Genomic DNA, 16,898 nt, shown 5'->3' with positions numbered 1-16,898 from the left:
CTTTCGCTGCAAGGGTTTCTTTGTGTGCTGCGTGAGCCGCCTTCCGCAGGGTCTTTCCGACGACCTGTTCGGCCTTTGCCTTAGCTCGTTCTCCGGCAGCCATCTCGATACCTCCACGGAGCCTCACTGACCGTGTGCCCGTGAGGCAGGGATAAAAAACATAACATCCGTGCCCTCTGCCTGTGCTAAGGGAACAGGAGCACACGATGGATCACCACATCGTCGCCGAGGTGACCGAGTTGGGTGGCAGCACGCTGAAGGAATGGCCCATGGTCCGCGGCGGCACTACAGAAGCCGTGCCAGGCCCTGCTCGTCGAGGCGTTGAACGACTCTCTGGTGCAGCCGGCCCCAGATACCGGCTCGGGACCAGATGGCGAACCGGCGGTGCACGGTCGACTTCGACGCCCCGAAGCGCGGCGGCGAGGCCCGCCAGGCACAGCCGCCGACCAGGTGGTCAGTGGTCCACAGGGGAAGCGGCCGTTTGAGCTCGACGTCAACGGCTCGGGCCCTGAGGGGAGTTCATTCCCTTCGGGGCCCGTGTCCGTCTAGAGATCAGGTGTGCTTCCGGATCTTTCCCTTCGTTTCTTCTGCCCCTCCGCGGACGGTCTGCTCGACTTCGCCAGCCGCCTTTTCGGCTTTACCCTTGGCTCGATCGCCCGTCCCCTTCATTCGCAGCTCGTTGTCGCCTGTTGCTCGTCCGACCTTCTGCTTGGCCTTGCCCATGGTCTCCTGGGCCTTGCCGTGCAATTTCTTTCCCGCACCAGCCACATGGATCAGCTCCTCGGCTGAGAAAAGAGTCCTTCTCTATTGTCAGGCAAGAACCGGGAAATGGCGCCGGTAAATCCTTTCGTTGGCGGTCGGTGAGTCATTGGCTACCGAGGGTTGTCGTGACGCGGCAGAATTAGTGGGCGCTCGGGGATCACCCATTACGGTAGTACGGAGCTCGGCCGTCGTATCTCGAGAGCGATGCTGGCGAGAACGCGGCTTGTGTGCTCAGGTCGGCCGAGCAGGCCAAACGCCCTTGAGCCTTCGCTCGGTCCAGTCCCGAGCCCCGTCTGACTGCTGCTGGTGAAGCTGGTCCTGGCCACTGCATGGAGTCACGCGGACGGCGGCAGCAATGTACCGAGTGGCCCCAAATCCAGATTCAGGTCTTCCATCGTCAGCCCGTACTCGGCACACAGACTAGCCATGCGTTCGTGAAGGACCAGGAGCGTGGCACCGAGGCGCTCCTCCTGCTCTTCGGTGAGGTCGCCCTGGTCGACCCGGTGGAGCGCCTGGCGTTCCATGAGCTGGCGCAAGAGTTCCACAAGCGTGAGAACCAGCCTGACCAGGTCCCGTTCCACGGTGTCAGGGTCGGAGCTGATCCGGTGTGAGGGTGCACGTGCGGGCTCGGCCCCCGAGAGGAGGTCACGGGGTGTGGCGGGCAGCATCCGGAACGCGCGCGCGGCAGCGTCAGCGACCTCGGCTTGCCGCTGTGCGTGCCTACCGCGTTCTTCGGAGGTCATCGCTGTGTCCTGGGGGAGCGGGCGGGGGCCATGGCGAGGGATTGTCCGGGCCGATGGACACGATCAGGGCGCGCAGCGATATGCGCACGAGGTCGATGTCGGCGATGGAGAGCACCACATCCCCGGTGATGACCGCGCCTCCGCTGAGCAGCCGGTCGAGCAGGTCTATGAGGGCGACCTGTCGGTCCGGTAGCGGGGCCACCTCGGACGATTCGCCTGCCGTCATCATGCGATTGGTCCGTCCATGGGAGGGTCTGACCCGGGAGAGGCCGCCGCGAACGAGTACGGAGCCCATGGACCGGTGATCTCGACTCTCACTCCTTGGAGTCCCTCGGCAGCCCGTGCGGCCTCGGAGCGGAAGCTCTCAGCGTGGTCCATGGAGACGAGATACGCGTCGTTGAGGACGTTTTCGTCCCCCGTGGTAGCGAGGTCGCCCTGCTGGACACGATGACGTGCACGGCCGACCGCGAACCGGCGCCCGGCCAATTCCACTCGCTCGGCAGCCTGCTGCGCAGCCCGGTAGACCTGGTCACGGACACCCTTCTGTGCCTTGCGCTGTAGAAGATAGGCCCGGCCCGGCGACAGAGCGCCGGCTTCGGCCGTGGCCGGGGCGGGAGTTGGAGCAGAGGGGTCTGCGTAGATCTTGACACCCCACTCGACGTGACCTGCGAGCCGAGTGAGCTGCTCGTCGAACACCGCCGCTCGGTCGTCGAGCACCTCACGGGCCCGCGCGTTGTCGAGATAGACAGTTGCCAGGCGCAGAGGGAGCACGTCGGTACGGGTCGCGAGGGCGTCGATGACGCTGTGATGGGCGCGGGCGACGGCCTCCAGCCACGCCATGTCCTCCAGATGCCGCTTGAGGGCGGCCTCCTGAAAGTCGTCCGCTCCGACGCGGCTCACCACGAGGACAATCGATGCGTCGCGGTCGCTGGTCACGAGTGCGACGCTCTCGCCCACACCACTGAGGGTGGCCGCGTATTCTGCGAGCCCGTCGGCGTCGCGGGCTACGGCGTAGGCGTAGGTGACCAGTTCACTCATCTGTCTGGCTCCGGGGATTGTGCCTCGCCTGCTCTTGCTCACCCTCGGGGAGTTCGGTGCCCTGGCGCAGGGCATCGATCTCAGCCCTCAGCCGCCGGTTCTCTTCGGACAGCGACCGCTCCCCTCTGGCCCGGGACGAGAGTGACGGATCGTGCTCCCACCAGTCGATGCCCATCTCCTTCGCCTTGTCGACGGATGCGACCAGCAAGCGAAGTTTGATGGTGAGCAGCTCGATGTCGAGCAGGTTGATCTGGATGTCGCCGGCGATGACGATGCCCTTGTCGAGGACCCGTTCAAGAATGTCCGCGAGATTGGCTGACGAGCCTTGGGCGTAGGCCGGCGCGGCTCGGGTCGGATACGAGCCGAGCCTGTCGACGGGAGAGTCAGTCACAGGAGTGGCCTCGCGTTCTGTAGTGCGGCTAGGGAGCGCCGCGGTCGCGACGAGCTCTGATTTCATCGAGCCGGTCGAGCAGTTCGTCTTCGCGCTCGTCGAATGTCGCCTCGTCGATCTCCCCGTTGAGCAACCGACGCTCGAGTTCCGCCAATTCACGGTGGACAGGCGCAGGGTCGTAGTACTTGTCCTCAGCGGCCTCCAGCACACGGTCCGCGACCCAAGCAACGCCGCGCACCGGTGCGAGGGGGAGGGTGAGGATTTGGGTGAGCAGGCCCATGGCGATTCCTTAGACGAAACTGTAGGGAGGCAGGGGCCCGTTGAGTCGGAAGTGGACGTCCTCACCCAGCTGATTGGCGACGCTCAACTCCGAGGTGAGGAACATCTCTTCTTGGTCGTGAGGGATGAGGAACGAGACATTGAGGAAGTCTTCGCCGGTCAGCTGGGACGACTCCCTGTCCCGGGAGTAAGGGCGAAGCGCCTCGACGACCCCGTGGGCCAGTGCCTGCTGGCGCGCCTGGACCTCCGCGGCGACCAACTCGCCGAGTCTTACAGGGGCCTCGGGGCCGGCGGTTCCGCTGCGGATTTCGTCGTTGAGCTGCCGTGCCTCCTGCGACGAGTCAAGAATCTGTCGTAGCAGAGTGTCTTCGTCCTGCGACACCTTGAGGTTGTACTCCACGGTGTCGTCGAGTGCTTCCAGCCTGGACGTGTACTCCTCGGCGCGTTCCTCGAGCGCAAGTCGTACTGCCTCGTCGTCCGGGGCCAGAAAACCGAACCTCAGCGGCAGCACCGCACCGTCTTCCATGAGACGGTCCTGGACCTGGTGATGTGCAGAAAGATCACGACGCTTGGGGCGCAAGCCGTCCGGCGCATCGCTGATGACGGCGCACAGTGCTCCGCCAATCACGGTACGCAGTTGGGTGGGTGGATCGCCCACGCCGTCGAGTCCGTCGAGCCGGAGGGGGTGCTGCTTGCTGGTGATCGAGTAGATGTATACGGCCATCGCTCATTCCTTCTCGCGGGACGAGCCTCTGCTGCGATGGGCCGTCCGCCGGGGGGACCGCCGTCGCCTTTCCACGGGCTCCCTCTCTCTGGTGTCCTCCTCCTCGGATTCGCTCTCTTCGCTCTCCTCAGGTTCGCTCTCTTCGCTGTCGTCCTCGTCGCGTCCGGTGACGCCCTTGATGGTGTCGGTGACCGCATCCACGGCGCCGGTCAGAGCGCCTTTGGACTTTCCCTTGGCGCCGCTCTCGACCGTGTCTCCGACGATGTCGGTCAGTTGGGCGGGTGCCTTCCTTCCCGCCTCGAGGTCAAGGCGGTTGCAGGCTTCCGCGAAGCGTAGATAGGTGTCGACACTCGCGACCACGATGCGGGCGTCGATCTTGAGGATCTCGATCCCTACCAACGAAACTCGGACGAACACGTCGATCACGAGTCCGCGATCAAGAATGAGTTCCAGGACGTCGTACAGACTCCCTGTGCCGCCTCTGGAAACGCTGTTGCCGCCCTGCGGCACCATGGTCATGGTGCCTCCCTTCACCGACGGTGCCCTCAGCCCCGGCGGTCGATCTGTCCACGTGTATAGCGCCGGACCCTCTCGTAACCCACCAGGTCGCCCTCCTTGTCCAGAGTGACGCGATAGCTGGCCATCACGCTCGTCGTCTCAGGGATGCGCTCGAGCTCCAGTACCTCGACATCCGCCACCCAGCCGTCCTCCGTCGGTTTCACCGCGGAGACCGATTCGGGGCGCCTGCCAAGCAACTCGTACAACTGCTCCGTCGCGGACCGCATGGCCTGCGCCGCGTTGCCCTTGCCGGAGCGGTGCCGAGCGGCGCCGCCTCCCTCGCCGGCGCGGGCGCCCGCGCCGGACCGGCGCTTGGGGGGACGTTCAGCGGGCATGACGCCACCGATGGGATAGGAGCAGAAGCCGAATTTCGTGGATGAACCTATAATTCCATGGTATAGGGATATTTGTCGCACGGCTGAAGGTGTGCTCCGGTCTGAACGGCTGGATCGGCGAGTACCTGAGAGTTGTATGTCGGCAGCGCCCAGTGATGCGTCCCCGTGGAATCCCGCGCTTCAACTGCGGGCCATGCGAAAGGTGTTCGTCAGACACGACGGCGACGCACTTCGCCCGCGGCGCGCTGAGCTTCCACTAGGACGACCGCCGCCATCTTCCTGCGGACCTTTAAGGGAAGGCAGTTGTTGTGGTGGCCCCCGTACGCGCACACCTCAGGCGTGCCACACCGCGGCGACCATGCCGGCGATGCCGATCTCCCCGATACCCTTCGACCCCATGGCGTCGACATGGGCGTCGTGCCCGCGAAGCCAGTGCGCCTCGATCTCGTCGGCGGCCGCATTGGCGGTGATGTGGTGTATCGGCGTGGTCACAGCCCTTCTTGGGGCTTGTCACCCCCAGCCGTTCGCATAGAGCGTCGAACAGCGTCGTGCACGTGTCGACGATCAAGAGAGGCGGGGCCCCGTCGACCTGCAGCGTGGTGCGGACTCACGAAGATGGCGGCAGAGCGAGAGTGGGCGCGCGGGCGCGGTGCGAGCCGTGGGGCACCGGGGTGGGTGGCAGCGCCTATGCTGGGTAGTCAGGAAATCATCCCCCGCCGACCGCATCCGTCTGCGTAAGAAATCGGGTGCCGCAGCGATCGTCGCTGGGAGGAGGCTCCCATCCTCGGAGGGCCACGCGGCCCGCCCGGATGTAAGGGGGCACAGGCAGCTACGGCGCTCGCCCGACGGACTCGCGGGCCACCGCAGACTGGCGGCGGCCTTGCCGATGGTGGCTAACGGATTCATCGGCAGTGCATCGGCCATGAGGTGGGGACATGTTCATGTGCCACGGCCTTGGCCACCCTGGGGGTGGTGGTCTGCTTTCCAGTCATGAGCGCTTGGTGAGGTGGCGGTCATGTCCGGGGCGGGGCGAGCAGGGCGCGCACGCCTTTGCTGGTGAGGATCAGGCCGTCGTGGTGGCCAGGGTCGATGAGGAGCGCCAGGTCTTCGTCGGTGGGCCAGTTGGCTGCCAGCAGTCCAAGTTGTATCTGGTGACTTACGACAATGTCGGGGAGTGCCTGGCCCATTCGCTCTGCTGACGTGAAGACGGGGACGGCACGGAGGCGTGGTGGGTCGTCGATCACGGGGAGGGTCAGTCCGCTCTCTTCCGGGTGGTCGTGAGTGTCGAGTCCTGCAGGTTCAGGAACGAGAATGTCGCAGGCGGCCAGCGTGTCCAGCGCGGCCAGGTCGTCGGGTGCTTGGTGGAGATCGCGCAGGGCGTCCTGGGCGGCGGCCGCGAAAAGTTCCTTGGGGATGCTGTCGTCACACATCGTTTGTCCCCTCGTGGCTCCGAGTGGACCGCCCGGCGCGGGGGTTCGCCGGGTGGGGGTCTGCGGTCTCCGCTCTCCGGTACCCGGGAGTGATCCAACTATGCGGCACCAGAGTGTCGGCGGCGAGGACGGGCCCGCACCCCGGCGATGGGGGAGGGGTGAGTGCTCTGAGCCGCGGAGATTTTGCTGGCTGCTGAGGCCGACAGCCGGCATTGGCTGCTGTGGAGGCGGGTGCGGACCTGCACTGCGCCGGCTGCCTTCAGCCTGAGCCGAGATGGGCCGTAGCGCGCAGTGGAGGGAAGGGGGTGAACAGAGCGTCCAGAATGTCGGGGCCAAGTCGTTCCCACATCTCGTGCAGACGTCGCCAGACGTCCCCGTCGCCCGGGTGAAAGGCGTCGAGAGAGTCAGCGGTGGCGTCGATCCCGCGAGCCAGCACCGCACACCTGCCGTCACTGAGCGGGTGGGCCAGCACACGTGGCGCGTGGCTCCAGCACAGACCATGGCCCTCGAGACCAAGACGCGCCAGCACCGGTGACGCGGCCGCGAGGGGGTAGAAGGGGCTGAACAGGTCACTGACGAAATCGCCGTCGACCTCCCTGCTGTGGCGCACCGCGCCACCGGGCCAGGCATGCTCCTCGAGTACCTCCACGCTCCATCCCTCGTCGGCCAGCAGATTGGCCGCCACCAGCCCGTTGGGGCCGGCTCCGATCACCACCGCGTCAGGCATGGCCGCCGCCAGTGCTGTGGGCTGCCGCCCTACGGCTTTTGCGGAGGCCTTCCAGGTGTTCGGCCTGGGGTTGCGCCTCGCAGACCCGAGCGAGGCGGGCCAGCATCGCGCGATGCCGTAGTTGGATCAGCGCCTCCACCGCTACGTTATGGAGCCATCCGCTCACCCCCTGCAGTGGGTGCTCGTCCACGATGACCAGGCAGTACCTTCCCCAGGGGCGGAGCTCGATTGCGATCCGCGCCGTTCCCAGCGGGCCTGCTCGTGCCTCCAACCCGAGAACGGAGCCCTCCTCGCACTGCCGGACAACCGTCTCGTTGGTGAGCCGTAGAGGGCCTACGCGAACTTCGTAACTGATCGCCGAGTCCACCTGTGGCCACTGCCCCCGCACTGGCTCGGAGACCGACGTTCCCACTACCCACTCCGCATATCGGCTGCCGTCCGCGAGGACGGACCAAACTGTCTGCGGAGCCACCTTGATCAGCCGATGACGTACCGCCACGCCGCACCTCCAGCGAGTTCGGCCCCCATTTCACAACCAAGTGCCCAGATCAAGGCGAGTGAACCGGAAAATAGCCATGCATTCAGGGCGAATCCGGCGCCGCCGCTGTGCGCCGGCAGCCGGGGCTGCCATCCGGGGTCGGACCGACTGCAGGGTCGCTGCCTGAGGGACAAGTGGCTGCGGCGAAGCTGGGGGCTCGGTCCAGATCGTGCCGCAGGCGCGGTGGTGCTCCGATGGGGGCGCGCCAGAGTAGCCGTAGAAGCTGATTACGCCGCCGCACGAGTGGGGCTCGGTGTCACGGCACGGCGGCGTCACTCTCATGGACCTGTGGGGGGGCGGGTGCGAGCGCCCGCCGACCCCCGCCATGTATTCGCCTGAAGTACGCCCGTAAGTAGCGGTCTCATCGGCCTTTTGAGGGGCAACCGGATGACACGACGCGGCCTACGCCGTGGCTCGTTTGCCCGTCGATTGCAGGGGCGTACGAAGAACAGGTGGGCCGGCCCGGTTCGGCGAAGGCCGGGCCGGCACCTCCTTGGTCGGAGACCGGTGCGAACCATGTCACGGCCGCACGAGAAACCATGCTGTGGAACCGGGTGGTTGGCCTTTCGCGCTGCTCGACTACACGTGCGCATCGCACTGACCTCACCTCTTGGCCGACCGGCAAGCTCCTTCAATGGAGTGCATTGTGAGCAGGCTGCGGCTGTCCCATGCATCCCTCGGGCAGGATTTTCGGTACAGGTGCCCGGCGGCCGCCACCCCATGCCTTCGGTGCCTGGCCCCCTTCTACGAAAGGAGATCCCCATGACCGAAGTCCTCGGTCACGGCACGGACCCGGTCAGTGCCCTGATGCACCTGATCAGCGCGGACAATCAGCGATGGCTGAAGGACCAGCCACTCTCGAAGCAGAGGGAGGTCGCCGGGCGGTATTTCGACAGCACAGGCGTAAAGGTGGCCGACGTCATGGGCGGTCTGGCGGACCAGCCGAGCTCGCAGCAGAAGGCCGACCAGCTCATCGAACAAGAGAGGAGCGCCAAGCAGGACTAGGGGCGTTTTTGGCACCTTTGGGCCAGATGAAGACACCCACGATGTTCCAATGCGGCCAGGCCAGGCCACGTCATTGCTTCAGCTCGATGTACCGCTCCACATAGGTGCCTGGTAGGCAGTTGTCGAAAGCAGGCATTCTGCCAACGACCGGCCACAGTTCATGCGCTTGGCGAACTTGTCGGTGTGAGTGGACCTGGCCGGGAGAGACGTCTGATGCGTGGTCGTCCGGTCCCCGGCAGGGGCGCCTTCGGTCCAGGACCCTGCCGGGGATGGTGGGCCGGGTGATCGTGGAGTCGACGCCGTTGAGGCCGCCTCGGCGTCGGCCTGCACGAGCAGGGCGGTGAACGTCTTCTCCCAGTTGCCGTCAGCTGGCCACTTGCGCAGTCTGGTTGTGAACGCCTTCCCCGATCCGAACGTCTTGGGCAGGCAGGCTGGCCCCAACGCAACGAGGTGCGGACAATCGCCCGTGGCCTACCGATGCCCGCGGCGATCCTGTCGCCTCACTTCAGAGACGCCGATCTCGCTCTTCGTCGATGAGCGGAGCGGACGGTGGCACGACGACCCGCCTGCGTTTGGCGATGCTGGTGAAAGCCAGCACACCGATGACGCCGACGATCATCATGATCGCGCCGACCACATCGAGGTTGACGCTCCGCATTTGCCAGTCGGTCCCGAACGTGAGAATGGCGCCTGCGCCGATGAGCAGAATGCATCCGCCTAGGCCCATGAGATTCGCCTCCAGTGTCGGATGGTGATGGTGCCGGTCGCCTTCGGGTACCCGCGGCGTTCGCCGCCATGCACGATCCGGGGGTCTCTTGACGACCGCTCGGATACGCACATGTGGCAGATCATGAGAGGAACCCACGTACACCGGAGCGAGGGAGGGAAGTTGGGGACGGGCATGCTCGACGCATGGAACGTCCCCTGCCTGCCGCGGAGTTGCCCCGTCGCTAGCCTCTTCCGGCCTCACGCCGCCGTCGGCCGCGACGACGAGCGTTCTGAACAGCCTGTCAAGGAAGCGGAGTTGTCCGTCGGCGTTGTCGAGCCTCCCATCCTGCCCCCGCAGGACACTGCCATCGAGTGCGAAGGGCAGGTGCTGCCTCGCGGAGAGATCACCCTGGCATTGAGCAGGCAACAGGTCGGCATCCACCAGGCGCTTGCCGGTAGGACGCTAACGGTCCGGGCGAACCAGCGCAGCGTCCAATTCCTCCTGGACGGACACCTCGTCACCACGTCCCGTCCAGGGTGGGGGCCGGAGGGCATGGCCTGCCTGACCATGCACCTTGGCGCCCGACCGGCCGGTCCTGCGCCCGCGCCCGCCGTCCTGCCCCGGGCCGGCAATGGCACGGCCATCCTCGCGGCCGGCGAACCGGTCGAGAGCGACCGCGAGTCCATCGCGACGGGATCGTCTGCCTGGTCGGCGGCCGTTACCTGGTCGGGCTCGCCCTCGCCGGCCGCTCGATCACGTTGCGGTTGGACGGGCAAAGTCCTGAGACCTCACACCGACCGCCTGGGACCCCTGGGCTGAGTGTGGGTGACGAGGCAGATCGCCCTGCTGCCCTCGGAGCTGTTACGCCGTGCACAGTCACCCACGCCACAGCCATTGTGACGCGGGTACGGCAGTCACCGTCCGGTCGGAGTGCACCACTGTTTCCGTCTCCGTGATTCCAGCCATGTTCGAACGGGCTTGTTTAGCGGCTGGGAGCTCGGACAGCCGGAGGTTGTCGCCTGAACAGGACGCACGGTGCAGTCCGCGCCGCCTGGACGAAAGCGGCTGAAGTACGGAGGCGCCACAATGACCGAGAACATCTGGAGCTACCCGGCCAGCGCTGGTCACACTCAGAACGCCGATCTGACGGGCTACAAGGTCGAGGCCACGGACGGCCACATCGGCAAGGTCGACAAGCACTCCAACGACGTCGGCTCGCTGTACATCGTTGTCGACACCGGCGTGTGGATCTTCGGCAAGGAGGTCCTGCTACCGGCGGGCACCATCATCGGCATCGACGCCGAGGCGACGGCGATTCAGGTCGCGCGCACCAAGGACCAGATCAAGAGCGCGCCGGAGTTCGACAAGGACAAGCACCTGGGCGACGCCGGCTATCACGAGCAGGTCGGCACGTACTACGACGCGCCGGGGACTCCGGGGTCTCCGGGCGCGGGGCCGACGCCCCCTGGTCGCCCCGCGATCTGACCAGACCTGGGCACAGCCCGGGGCACGGCGTGCGGGTGGCGGCCTCGCTGTGTCCACGACAGAAGTGACGCGGACACGGATTCGCCGGAGCCGCGCACCGGTTGGACGAGGACGACGAGGACCAATGACGCGTTTCGCAACGGTAGGGCTGTTGACGGCCTGCGCGCTGGGCAGTTTGCTTCTCACTATCTCGGCATCTCAGTGGTGGTGGTTCGCTGCGGCCCCTCTCACGGCCGCGGCACTGACCGGTGTGTACGACCTGGTCCAGCGTCGGCACTCTGTACTGCGGAACTATCCCGTCCTCGGCCACCTGCGCTTCCTCATGGAGAGGCTGCGCCCGGAGCTGCAGCAGTACTTCGTGGAGCGCAACTATGACGGCAGGCCCTTCGACCGGGACACCCGCAGCATCGTCTACGAACGGGCCAAGGGCGTCGCTGCCGAGGAGCCGTTCGGCAGTGAGCGCGACATGAATGATCGTGGCTACGAGTTCCTCGTGCCGTCTATGGCCCCGGTGGATGTGCCCGACACGCCGCCCCGTGTCGGGATCGGCGGTCCCGACTGCACCGAGCCGTACGACATGGCCCTTCTCAATGTCTCGGCGATGAGTTTCGGCTCGCTCTCGGCAAACGCCGTCGTTGCTCTGAACACGGGTGCGGCACGCGGCGGGTTCGCACACGACACCGGCGAGGGAGGGCTGTCGACGTACCATCTGCGCCCAGGCGGCGACCTCGTCTGGGAGATCGGCACGGGTTACTTCGGCTGCCGTACCCGTGACGGGGGCTTCGACGCACGGCAGTTCGCCGAGAAGGCCGCCCATCCGTCCGTGCGCTGTGTGTCGCTCAAGCTGTCGCAGGGGGCCAAACCCGGGATCGGAGGTGTCCTCCCGGGCAGCAAGGTGAACGCCGAGATCGCTTCGGTCCGAGGTGTCCCCGAGGGCGAGACCATAGTGTCGCCGCCGTACCACCGAGTCTTCTCCACTCCGCGCGAACTCGTCCGGTTCCTGGCCCGGATGCGGGAACTGGCGAGGGGTAAACCGGTGGGTTTCAAGCTGTGCCCCGGATCGAGGACACAGTTCCTCGCCGTGTGCAAAGCCATGCGGGAGGAAGGGATCACTCCGGACTTCATCGTGGTGGACGGCGCGGAGGGCGGCACCGGTGCGGCGCCGCTGGAATTCGCCGACCACCTCGGCATGCCGCTCACCGATGGCCTCTTCACCGTGCACAGTGCCCTGACCGGTGCGGGGCTGCGGGAGAGGATCCGGATCGGTGCGAGCGGCAAGGTGGCGACGGGTTCCGACATCGTCAAGCGCCTGGCCATGGGCGCCGATTACACCAACGCGGCCCGGGCGATGATGTTCGCTGTCGGGTGCATCCAAGCCCAGCGCTGTCACACCAACCATTGCCCGACCGGTGTGACCACCCAGGATCCGCGTCGGGCCCGCGCCCTCGACGTCGTCGACAAGGCCGCGCGCCTCGCGAGCTACCAACAGGCCACCGTTGACAGCGCGCTGCAGATCATGGCGGCGATGGGCGTACGGGACATCGCGGAACTGGGCCCTCGGCTGCTACGGCGCCGGGAGGACCATGGTGGGTTCCGGTCCTATGCCGAACTGTACGAGTGGCTGTCCCCGGGCGAACTGCTCGCCGAACCGCCCGAGAGCTGGGCTGCCGACTGGCAGTCAGCGGATCCGGACACCTTTGCCTCCTGACGGCGGTACCTGAGGACAGCGCTGACGGCAACGCGCACCGATCATTCGAGCTTTTCGAGTCGTTCGAGTCGTTAGAGAGGAGACACACCCGATGAGTCGAACCGTGGCCCGCGTCATGATCGACGCCTTGGAGGAACTCGGAGTACGCCATGTGTTCGGCGTGGTGGGGGATGCTCTCAATCCCCTCACCGATGCCATCCGCGCGTCCGGGTCCGTCGAATGGGTCGGATGCCGGCACGAGGAGGCCGCTGCGTTCGCCGCCGGGGCCCAGTCCCAGCTCACCGACACCCTCGGGGTCTGCATGGGCACCGTGGGACCTGGCTCCGTGCACCTGCTGAACGGTCTGTACGACGCGGCGAAGAGCGGAACCCCGGTGCTTGCCGTCGCCGGCCAGGTGCCTCTCGCGGAGGTGGGCACGGATTACTTCCAGGAGGTCGACAACGATCTGCTCTTCCGCGATGTCGCCGTGTTCCGCGCCACCGTCACGTCCGCGGAGCAGATGCCCGGCCTGCTGGAGATCGCGGTGCGCACCGCGATCGGGCGGCGCGGTGTGGCCGTGCTGACCGTCCCCGGCGACATCGGCGACCAGGAACTGCCGGCGGACCGGCCGGCCCGGCTCTCCGTAGCCGGTTCCGCCAACCGGCCCGACGATCCGGCACTGGACGCGGCGGCCGATGGCCTCCGCGACGGCGGCAAGGTCACGATGCTCGTCGGTCGCGGAGCGCGCGGTGCCCGCGAGGACGTTCTCGCCCTCGCCGAGCGGCTGGCCGCGCCCATGGTGCTGACGCTCAAGGCGAAGGAAGGCTTCGAGGGCGACAACCCCTACCAAGTCGGCCAGACCGGGCTGATCGGCAATCCGGCCGCCGCGCACGCGATGGACGGAGCGGACACCCTGTTGCTGCTCGGCACCGACTTTCCGTACCGGGAGTGGTACCCGCAGGGCAAAAAGGTCGTCCAGGTCGATCGGGTCGCCGAGCACATCGGCCGACGTGTCCCGGTCGACGTGGCCCTCGCTGCCGACGTCGGTCCCACGGTGCGGGGACTCTTGGAGCGGCTGGAGCGGCGCAAGGACCGCGAACACCTGGACGACGCGCGCGAGAAGTTCGGCACATGGCAGCAGGGACAGCAGCGGCTGGCCGCGCCCGGCCACGACCGTGGGCTGATCGGCAAGGTGCGGTCAGCCTTCGACAACCGCGACCACTTGGTACGCCCGGAGGCGCTCGCCGCCGCCGTGGACGCCCTGGCGGCCGACGACGCCGTCTTCACCTCGGACACCGGCATGGCGACCGTCTGGCTGTCACGCTTCGTCGAGATGCGTGGATCCCGCCGCCTGCTCGGCTCCTACAACCTCGGCTCGATGGCCAACGCGATGCCGCAGGCGATCGGCGCGCAGCTCCTGGACCCCGACCGGCAGGTCGTCGCCTTCTGCGGTGACGGCGGACTCGGGATGCTCCTCGGCGATCTCATGACCATCCGGAGCCGGCGGCTGCCGGTGAAGCTCGTCGTCTTCGACAACCAGCGCCTCGGCATGGTGAAGCTGGAGCAGGAGCAGGCGGGCCTGCCGGAATTCGGGACGGAGCTCGACAACCCGGATTTCGCCGCGGTCGCCGAGGCACTCGGCATCACCGGCATCCGGGTGAGCCGGGCCGAGGACCTGGCCGAGGGCGTCAGCCGGGCCCTCGCCACGCCGGGACCGGTGCTCCTGGACGTCCTCACCAACCCGGAGGAGATCGCCGTGCCCGCCAAGCCGACCATCCAGCAGGGCTGGGGCTTCGCCATCGCCAAGATCCGCGAGAACCTCACCAGTCCCGGCGGACGCTGACATCAGACCCGGGAAACCGCGCCCCAGCGCAGGATGAGCTGCTTGATGGCGGGCGCGGTGGAGGGTCTGCCGGGGCGGCGCTGCCGGGTGAATGTCCCTTTCCTCGCGATGAGTTGGCGGTGCCAGGCCAGGAGTGTGGTGGGGGTGACCGTGAAGGCCTGGCGACGGCGCTCGCGCGGGACGAACCGCGAGAGCGTGGCGAACCAGATCCGGTCTGCGGGCTCGTGGCGGACGCGGGCGATCTGACGGCCCAGTACCGCGTTCTCGTGCCCTAACGCGAGGACCTCTTCGTCCTTGGCCACGCGGCCGCGCAGTACGGGTGTGGGCACCGTGATCAGATTCCGAATGGGCGCGGTGACGGTGGACAGTGGCGTCGAAGGATCGTCGCAGATGCTGTGCGGGCCGCTCTTCTGGTCGGGAAACTGCCAGGGCAGGTCCCGAATCGTGTTTTCGAGCGGCACAGGCAATCAACGACATTGATGACCTGGACCTGGATTACTGCATATGCGTGAAAGCATGACCGGTCAACTACCCGGTCGTGAAACGACCGGGCTTGCTGCTCGAGTCATCACTGGCTGTGATGGGTTCGGCTGCGTCCAGGACTCACGCGATGAGGGTGAGTTCGGGGGCCGTTGACTGAGCCCCGCAGACCCACACGTACCACCCGCGGTGGGCGATGTTGTGGGACGCGTTGCAGTCCGCGTGCTCAACGAAGCCGCAGACCCGGCACGAGAAAACAGCCTGGGCAGGCCGGTTGCCGCGTTCGGTGTGATGACACTTCGAGCATTCCTGGCTGGTGTACGCCGGATCGACGTAGACGACCGGCACCCCGGCCCGCTTCGCCTTGTAGACGATGAACGAGCCGAGTTGCGCGAACGGCCAGGAGTGGAGCGTGGTGCGTTGGGGCTTTCTCAGCCGTGCCCGCTCGCGGATGCCCGTGAGTGTCTCCAGGGCGATCCCGCGACCGGTGCGTTCAGCCTCCGCCACGATCCGCTTGCTGATCTTGTGGTTGATGTCCTTGGCGCGCCGGGCTTCCTTGCCCGCATGCTTCTTCGCCCGCCGCTTGGCGGACTTGGTCTGCTTGTTCTGCAGCTTGGACCGCAGCTTGCGATCCTGTTCCCGCTTGCGGTTGATCCGGCGACCGCAGTGGCGCTCGCCGTCGGAGGTGACCGCGATGTTCACGATCCCCAGGTCGACGCCGAGGAACCCGGCCGGGTGGGCGTTCGGGGCGGCTTCGGCGATCTCGCAGGTCGCGATCAAGAACCATTTCCCGCCCTGGCGCACCAGGTCGGATTCACCCTTGCGGTGCGCAGCCAGGACCTCCAGTTGCTCGGCCTGCCCGGTGAACCGCACGCCCTTGAGCCGGCCCGCGGTGGTCCAGATCGACACGGTGCGTGCCTGGTGCTGCCAGGACAGCATCCGGTCGTCGTAAGGCTGCGCCGACTGGGGCCGGAAGACGACCGGTTTGCCCGAGGCGCGAGTGTGCCGCTTGGTCCCGGGCCGCCCGTAACGTCCCGCCCGGAGGTTCGCCTTCAGGGTGGTGTAGGCGTCGCAGGTCTTCTTGATGGCGTGCTGGGCGGCCTGCGCGCCCAGGCCCCACCTGGCCCGGATCTCGGCATAGGTGTGCTTGCGGAGCTCAAGCGGACGTCGCGCCTCGTTCTCGAAGGCGACGGACGCGGCCCAGGTGGCGGCCTCGTTGCAGGCGTGCAGGGTCGCCTCAAGTGCCGCCGCCTGTACGGGCGTCGGCAGCAGCTTCACCCGCACCACCAGCTTCACGATCAGCGAACCTATACACCTGGACGAAGACCCACCACACGTTCGCCCCACCTCACCCGAACGAGCGACACCCACCCCGACTCGCCCCGCGCACACCGCCGTAGCCCGGCTCCGCCGGAACGCCCCCGGGCGGCTGCGCGGCCGTCATGGCCTGAGGCACGTCACGGCGACGCTCCGCGTCACACCCCGTGGATGCGATTCCTCCCGGGCGTAAACGCCCAGGGTTCCTCGCAAGAATCCGCTGAATTCCCGGTGTGACTGAGCGCTTCACTCGGCCGCGCTAGCGCTCAGCCTGTCCGAGCACCGCTGCCCTGACTACCTCACAGCGCCGATCGTGTAGGTGCCGAACAAAGCGGCACCTGTGATGCACAGCAACACGACAAGGCGCGCCGTCCAGTTGTCCTTCTCGATGGCCAGCCGAACTGTCCGCCAGAACTCCCTGCCCACGGCTCCTCCGTGGCGTCGTGTGTACTGGGTTGGGCACGGGCGGGCTATTGCAGTCGCGCCTGTACAGGGACCAGTCGGCTCACCCGGCCCTGCGCCACGGGGCGAAGATCCGTCACACCCCGAGTGGAGCTCGGTGCACAAGAACCTCAGGTCACAGGACCGACCAGAGGTCGCAGCTGTGGCGACGGGCAAGTAGGCCGTCACACGTGCCAGTGCGTCCGAACCCGCGTTGGCGTCACAGTGGCAGCCGTGGCCCTACGGGCGTTGGCGGACATGAAGGCGGTCTCCCCGGCGGGCGAGGCTCTGGCCTCTGTCATGTAGGGGCCGGAGATGGAGTTGGTGTCCCACTCCGGGATCTCACCTCGCAGAGGTCACACGGATGTACACCAAGGGGGTCATGGCCCGGTAAGTACGTGCTTGG

Annotated in this window: 19 protein-coding genes and 2 pseudogenes; 4 read left to right on the top strand and 17 right to left on the bottom strand. The window is 66.8% G+C overall.

The features are described 5' to 3' along the window. Nucleotides 1–291 precede the first annotated feature (291 nt). The 14 genes and pseudogenes from OG574_RS09195 to OG574_RS09125 form a co-directional block, all read right to left on the bottom strand. Nucleotides 292–450: pseudogene (locus OG574_RS09195) on the bottom strand (transposase); the annotation flags it as partial. A gap of 102 nt (nt 451–552) precedes the next feature. Beyond that, nucleotides 553–768: a CsbD family protein gene (locus OG574_RS09190; RefSeq protein ID WP_234374202.1), complete on the bottom strand. Its 216-nt coding sequence runs from the start codon at nt 766–768 to the stop codon at nt 553–555. A 329-nt stretch (nt 769–1,097) separates the two neighbouring features. Further along, nucleotides 1,098–1,505: a gas vesicle protein K gene (locus tag OG574_RS09185; RefSeq protein ID WP_326772733.1), complete on the bottom strand. Its 408-nt coding sequence runs from the start codon at nt 1,503–1,505 to the stop codon at nt 1,098–1,100. Then, nucleotides 1,483–1,731 (bottom strand): gas vesicle protein, encoded by a 249-nt coding sequence (locus OG574_RS09180; protein ID WP_326778413.1) that lies wholly within the window; start codon nt 1,729–1,731, stop codon nt 1,483–1,485. Before OG574_RS09180 ends, OG574_RS09185 begins: the two co-directional genes overlap by 23 nt. Continuing rightward, the gene (locus OG574_RS09175) at nt 1,731–2,543 is read right to left on the bottom strand and encodes a GvpL/GvpF family gas vesicle protein (RefSeq protein ID WP_326772732.1); all 813 of its coding nucleotides are present in this window, start codon (nt 2,541–2,543) and stop codon (nt 1,731–1,733) included. Before OG574_RS09175 ends, OG574_RS09180 begins: the two co-directional genes overlap by 1 nt. Continuing rightward, on the bottom strand, nt 2,536–2,934 hold the full coding sequence (locus OG574_RS09170) for a gas vesicle protein (protein ID WP_326778412.1): 399 nt from the start codon (nt 2,932–2,934) through the stop codon (nt 2,536–2,538). Before OG574_RS09170 ends, OG574_RS09175 begins: the two co-directional genes overlap by 8 nt. A gap of 28 nt (nt 2,935–2,962) precedes the next feature. Further along, on the bottom strand, nt 2,963–3,214 hold the full coding sequence (locus OG574_RS09165; RefSeq protein WP_326772731.1) for a gas vesicle protein GvpG: 252 nt from the start codon (nt 3,212–3,214) through the stop codon (nt 2,963–2,965). Nucleotides 3,215–3,223: 9 nt separating this feature from the next. Further along, on the bottom strand, nt 3,224–3,937 hold the full coding sequence (locus tag OG574_RS09160; protein ID WP_326772730.1) for a GvpL/GvpF family gas vesicle protein: 714 nt from the start codon (nt 3,935–3,937) through the stop codon (nt 3,224–3,226). 3 nt (nt 3,938–3,940) lie between these two features. Beyond that, on the bottom strand, nt 3,941–4,456 hold the full coding sequence (locus tag OG574_RS09155; protein ID WP_398378133.1) for a gas vesicle structural protein GvpA: 516 nt from the start codon (nt 4,454–4,456) through the stop codon (nt 3,941–3,943). Between the two features lie 26 nt (nt 4,457–4,482). After that, a complete protein-coding gene (locus OG574_RS09150; RefSeq protein WP_326772729.1) occupies nt 4,483–4,830 on the bottom strand; it encodes a gas vesicle protein GvpO in 348 nt (115 codons plus the stop codon). Nucleotides 4,831–5,163: 333 nt separating this feature from the next. Further along, a complete protein-coding gene (locus OG574_RS09145) occupies nt 5,164–5,322 on the bottom strand; it encodes a hypothetical protein (RefSeq protein WP_326772728.1) in 159 nt (52 codons plus the stop codon). Nucleotides 5,323–5,843: 521 nt separating this feature from the next. After that, nucleotides 5,844–6,260, bottom strand: coding sequence for an SseB family protein (locus OG574_RS09135; RefSeq protein WP_326772727.1), 417 nt, complete (start codon nt 6,258–6,260; stop codon nt 5,844–5,846). Between the two features lie 224 nt (nt 6,261–6,484). Next, a pseudogene (locus tag OG574_RS09130) lies at nt 6,485–6,987 on the bottom strand (phytoene desaturase family protein); the annotation flags it as partial. Beyond that, nucleotides 6,980–7,486 (bottom strand): SRPBCC family protein, encoded by a 507-nt coding sequence (locus tag OG574_RS09125; RefSeq protein WP_326772726.1) that lies wholly within the window; start codon nt 7,484–7,486, stop codon nt 6,980–6,982. The pseudogene OG574_RS09130 and the gene OG574_RS09125, both read right to left, overlap by 8 nt. A gap of 801 nt (nt 7,487–8,287) precedes the next feature. Here OG574_RS09125 and OG574_RS09120 point away from each other — a divergent pair. Further along, the gene (locus OG574_RS09120) at nt 8,288–8,530 is read left to right on the top strand and encodes a hypothetical protein (protein ID WP_326772725.1); all 243 of its coding nucleotides are present in this window, start codon (nt 8,288–8,290) and stop codon (nt 8,528–8,530) included. Between the two features lie 505 nt (nt 8,531–9,035). Here the strand turns inward: OG574_RS09120 and OG574_RS09115 are convergent. Further along, the gene (locus OG574_RS09115; protein ID WP_100592684.1) at nt 9,036–9,257 is read right to left on the bottom strand and encodes a hypothetical protein; all 222 of its coding nucleotides are present in this window, start codon (nt 9,255–9,257) and stop codon (nt 9,036–9,038) included. A 1,068-nt stretch (nt 9,258–10,325) separates the two neighbouring features. Between OG574_RS09115 and OG574_RS09110 the strand changes: the two genes are divergently transcribed. The 3 genes from OG574_RS09110 to OG574_RS09100 all read left to right on the top strand — a co-directional run bounded on the left by OG574_RS09110 (nt 10,326) and on the right by OG574_RS09100 (nt 14,254). Beyond that, the gene (locus OG574_RS09110; protein ID WP_326772724.1) at nt 10,326–10,724 is read left to right on the top strand and encodes a PRC-barrel domain-containing protein; all 399 of its coding nucleotides are present in this window, start codon (nt 10,326–10,328) and stop codon (nt 10,722–10,724) included. A 124-nt stretch (nt 10,725–10,848) separates the two neighbouring features. Then, nucleotides 10,849–12,432 (top strand): FMN-binding glutamate synthase family protein, encoded by a 1,584-nt coding sequence (locus OG574_RS09105; protein WP_326772723.1) that lies wholly within the window; start codon nt 10,849–10,851, stop codon nt 12,430–12,432. Between the two features lie 91 nt (nt 12,433–12,523). After that, a complete protein-coding gene (locus OG574_RS09100) occupies nt 12,524–14,254 on the top strand; it encodes a thiamine pyrophosphate-dependent enzyme (protein ID WP_326772722.1) in 1,731 nt (576 codons plus the stop codon). A 2-nt stretch (nt 14,255–14,256) separates the two neighbouring features. On the opposite strand, the gene OG574_RS09095 is transcribed toward OG574_RS09100, so the two are convergent. Both OG574_RS09095 and OG574_RS09090 read right to left on the bottom strand, forming a co-directional pair. Beyond that, entirely contained in the window at nt 14,257–14,583 is a 327-nt protein-coding gene (locus OG574_RS09095; protein WP_326772721.1) for an integrase, read from the bottom strand. Between the two features lie 274 nt (nt 14,584–14,857). Beyond that, the gene (locus tag OG574_RS09090; protein WP_326772720.1) at nt 14,858–16,030 is read right to left on the bottom strand and encodes an RNA-guided endonuclease InsQ/TnpB family protein; all 1,173 of its coding nucleotides are present in this window, start codon (nt 16,028–16,030) and stop codon (nt 14,858–14,860) included. Nucleotides 16,031–16,898: the final 868 nt, after the last annotated feature.

The sequence above is a fragment of the Streptomyces sp. NBC_01445 genome (assembly GCF_035918235.1).
In the GTDB taxonomy this organism is placed as follows: Bacteria; Actinomycetota; Actinomycetes; order Streptomycetales; family Streptomycetaceae; genus Streptomyces.
The sequence above is the reverse complement of the archived record's forward strand: the minus strand, read 5'-3'. Positions and strand labels throughout refer to the sequence as shown.

What these genes read in the sequence shown, in the direction of transcription:
- OG574_RS09185 (WP_326772733.1), bottom strand. Translation starts at nt 1,505, where the DNA reads ATGACCTCCGAAGAACGCGGTAGGCACGCACAGCGGCAAGCCGAGGTC.
- OG574_RS09180 (WP_326778413.1), bottom strand. Translation starts at nt 1,731, where the DNA reads ATGACGGCAGGCGAATCGTCCGAGGTGGCCCCGCTACCGGACCGACAG.
- OG574_RS09175 (WP_326772732.1), bottom strand. Translation starts at nt 2,543, where the DNA reads ATGAGTGAACTGGTCACCTACGCCTACGCCGTAGCCCGCGACGCCGAC.
- OG574_RS09165 (WP_326772731.1), bottom strand. Translation starts at nt 3,214, where the DNA reads ATGGGCCTGCTCACCCAAATCCTCACCCTCCCCCTCGCACCGGTGCGC.
- OG574_RS09160 (WP_326772730.1), bottom strand. Translation starts at nt 3,937, where the DNA reads ATGGCCGTATACATCTACTCGATCACCAGCAAGCAGCACCCCCTCCGG.
- OG574_RS09155 (WP_398378133.1), bottom strand. Translation starts at nt 4,456, where the DNA reads ATGACCATGGTGCCGCAGGGCGGCAACAGCGTTTCCAGAGGCGGCACA.
- OG574_RS09150 (WP_326772729.1), bottom strand. Translation starts at nt 4,830, where the DNA reads ATGCCCGCTGAACGTCCCCCCAAGCGCCGGTCCGGCGCGGGCGCCCGC.
- OG574_RS09135 (WP_326772727.1), bottom strand. Translation starts at nt 6,260, where the DNA reads ATGTGTGACGACAGCATCCCCAAGGAACTTTTCGCGGCCGCCGCCCAG.
- OG574_RS09120 (WP_326772725.1), top strand. Translation starts at nt 8,288, where the DNA reads ATGACCGAAGTCCTCGGTCACGGCACGGACCCGGTCAGTGCCCTGATG.
- OG574_RS09115 (WP_100592684.1), bottom strand. Translation starts at nt 9,257, where the DNA reads ATGGGCCTAGGCGGATGCATTCTGCTCATCGGCGCAGGCGCCATTCTC.
- OG574_RS09110 (WP_326772724.1), top strand. Translation starts at nt 10,326, where the DNA reads ATGACCGAGAACATCTGGAGCTACCCGGCCAGCGCTGGTCACACTCAG.
- OG574_RS09105 (WP_326772723.1), top strand. Translation starts at nt 10,849, where the DNA reads ATGACGCGTTTCGCAACGGTAGGGCTGTTGACGGCCTGCGCGCTGGGC.
- OG574_RS09100 (WP_326772722.1), top strand. Translation starts at nt 12,524, where the DNA reads ATGAGTCGAACCGTGGCCCGCGTCATGATCGACGCCTTGGAGGAACTC.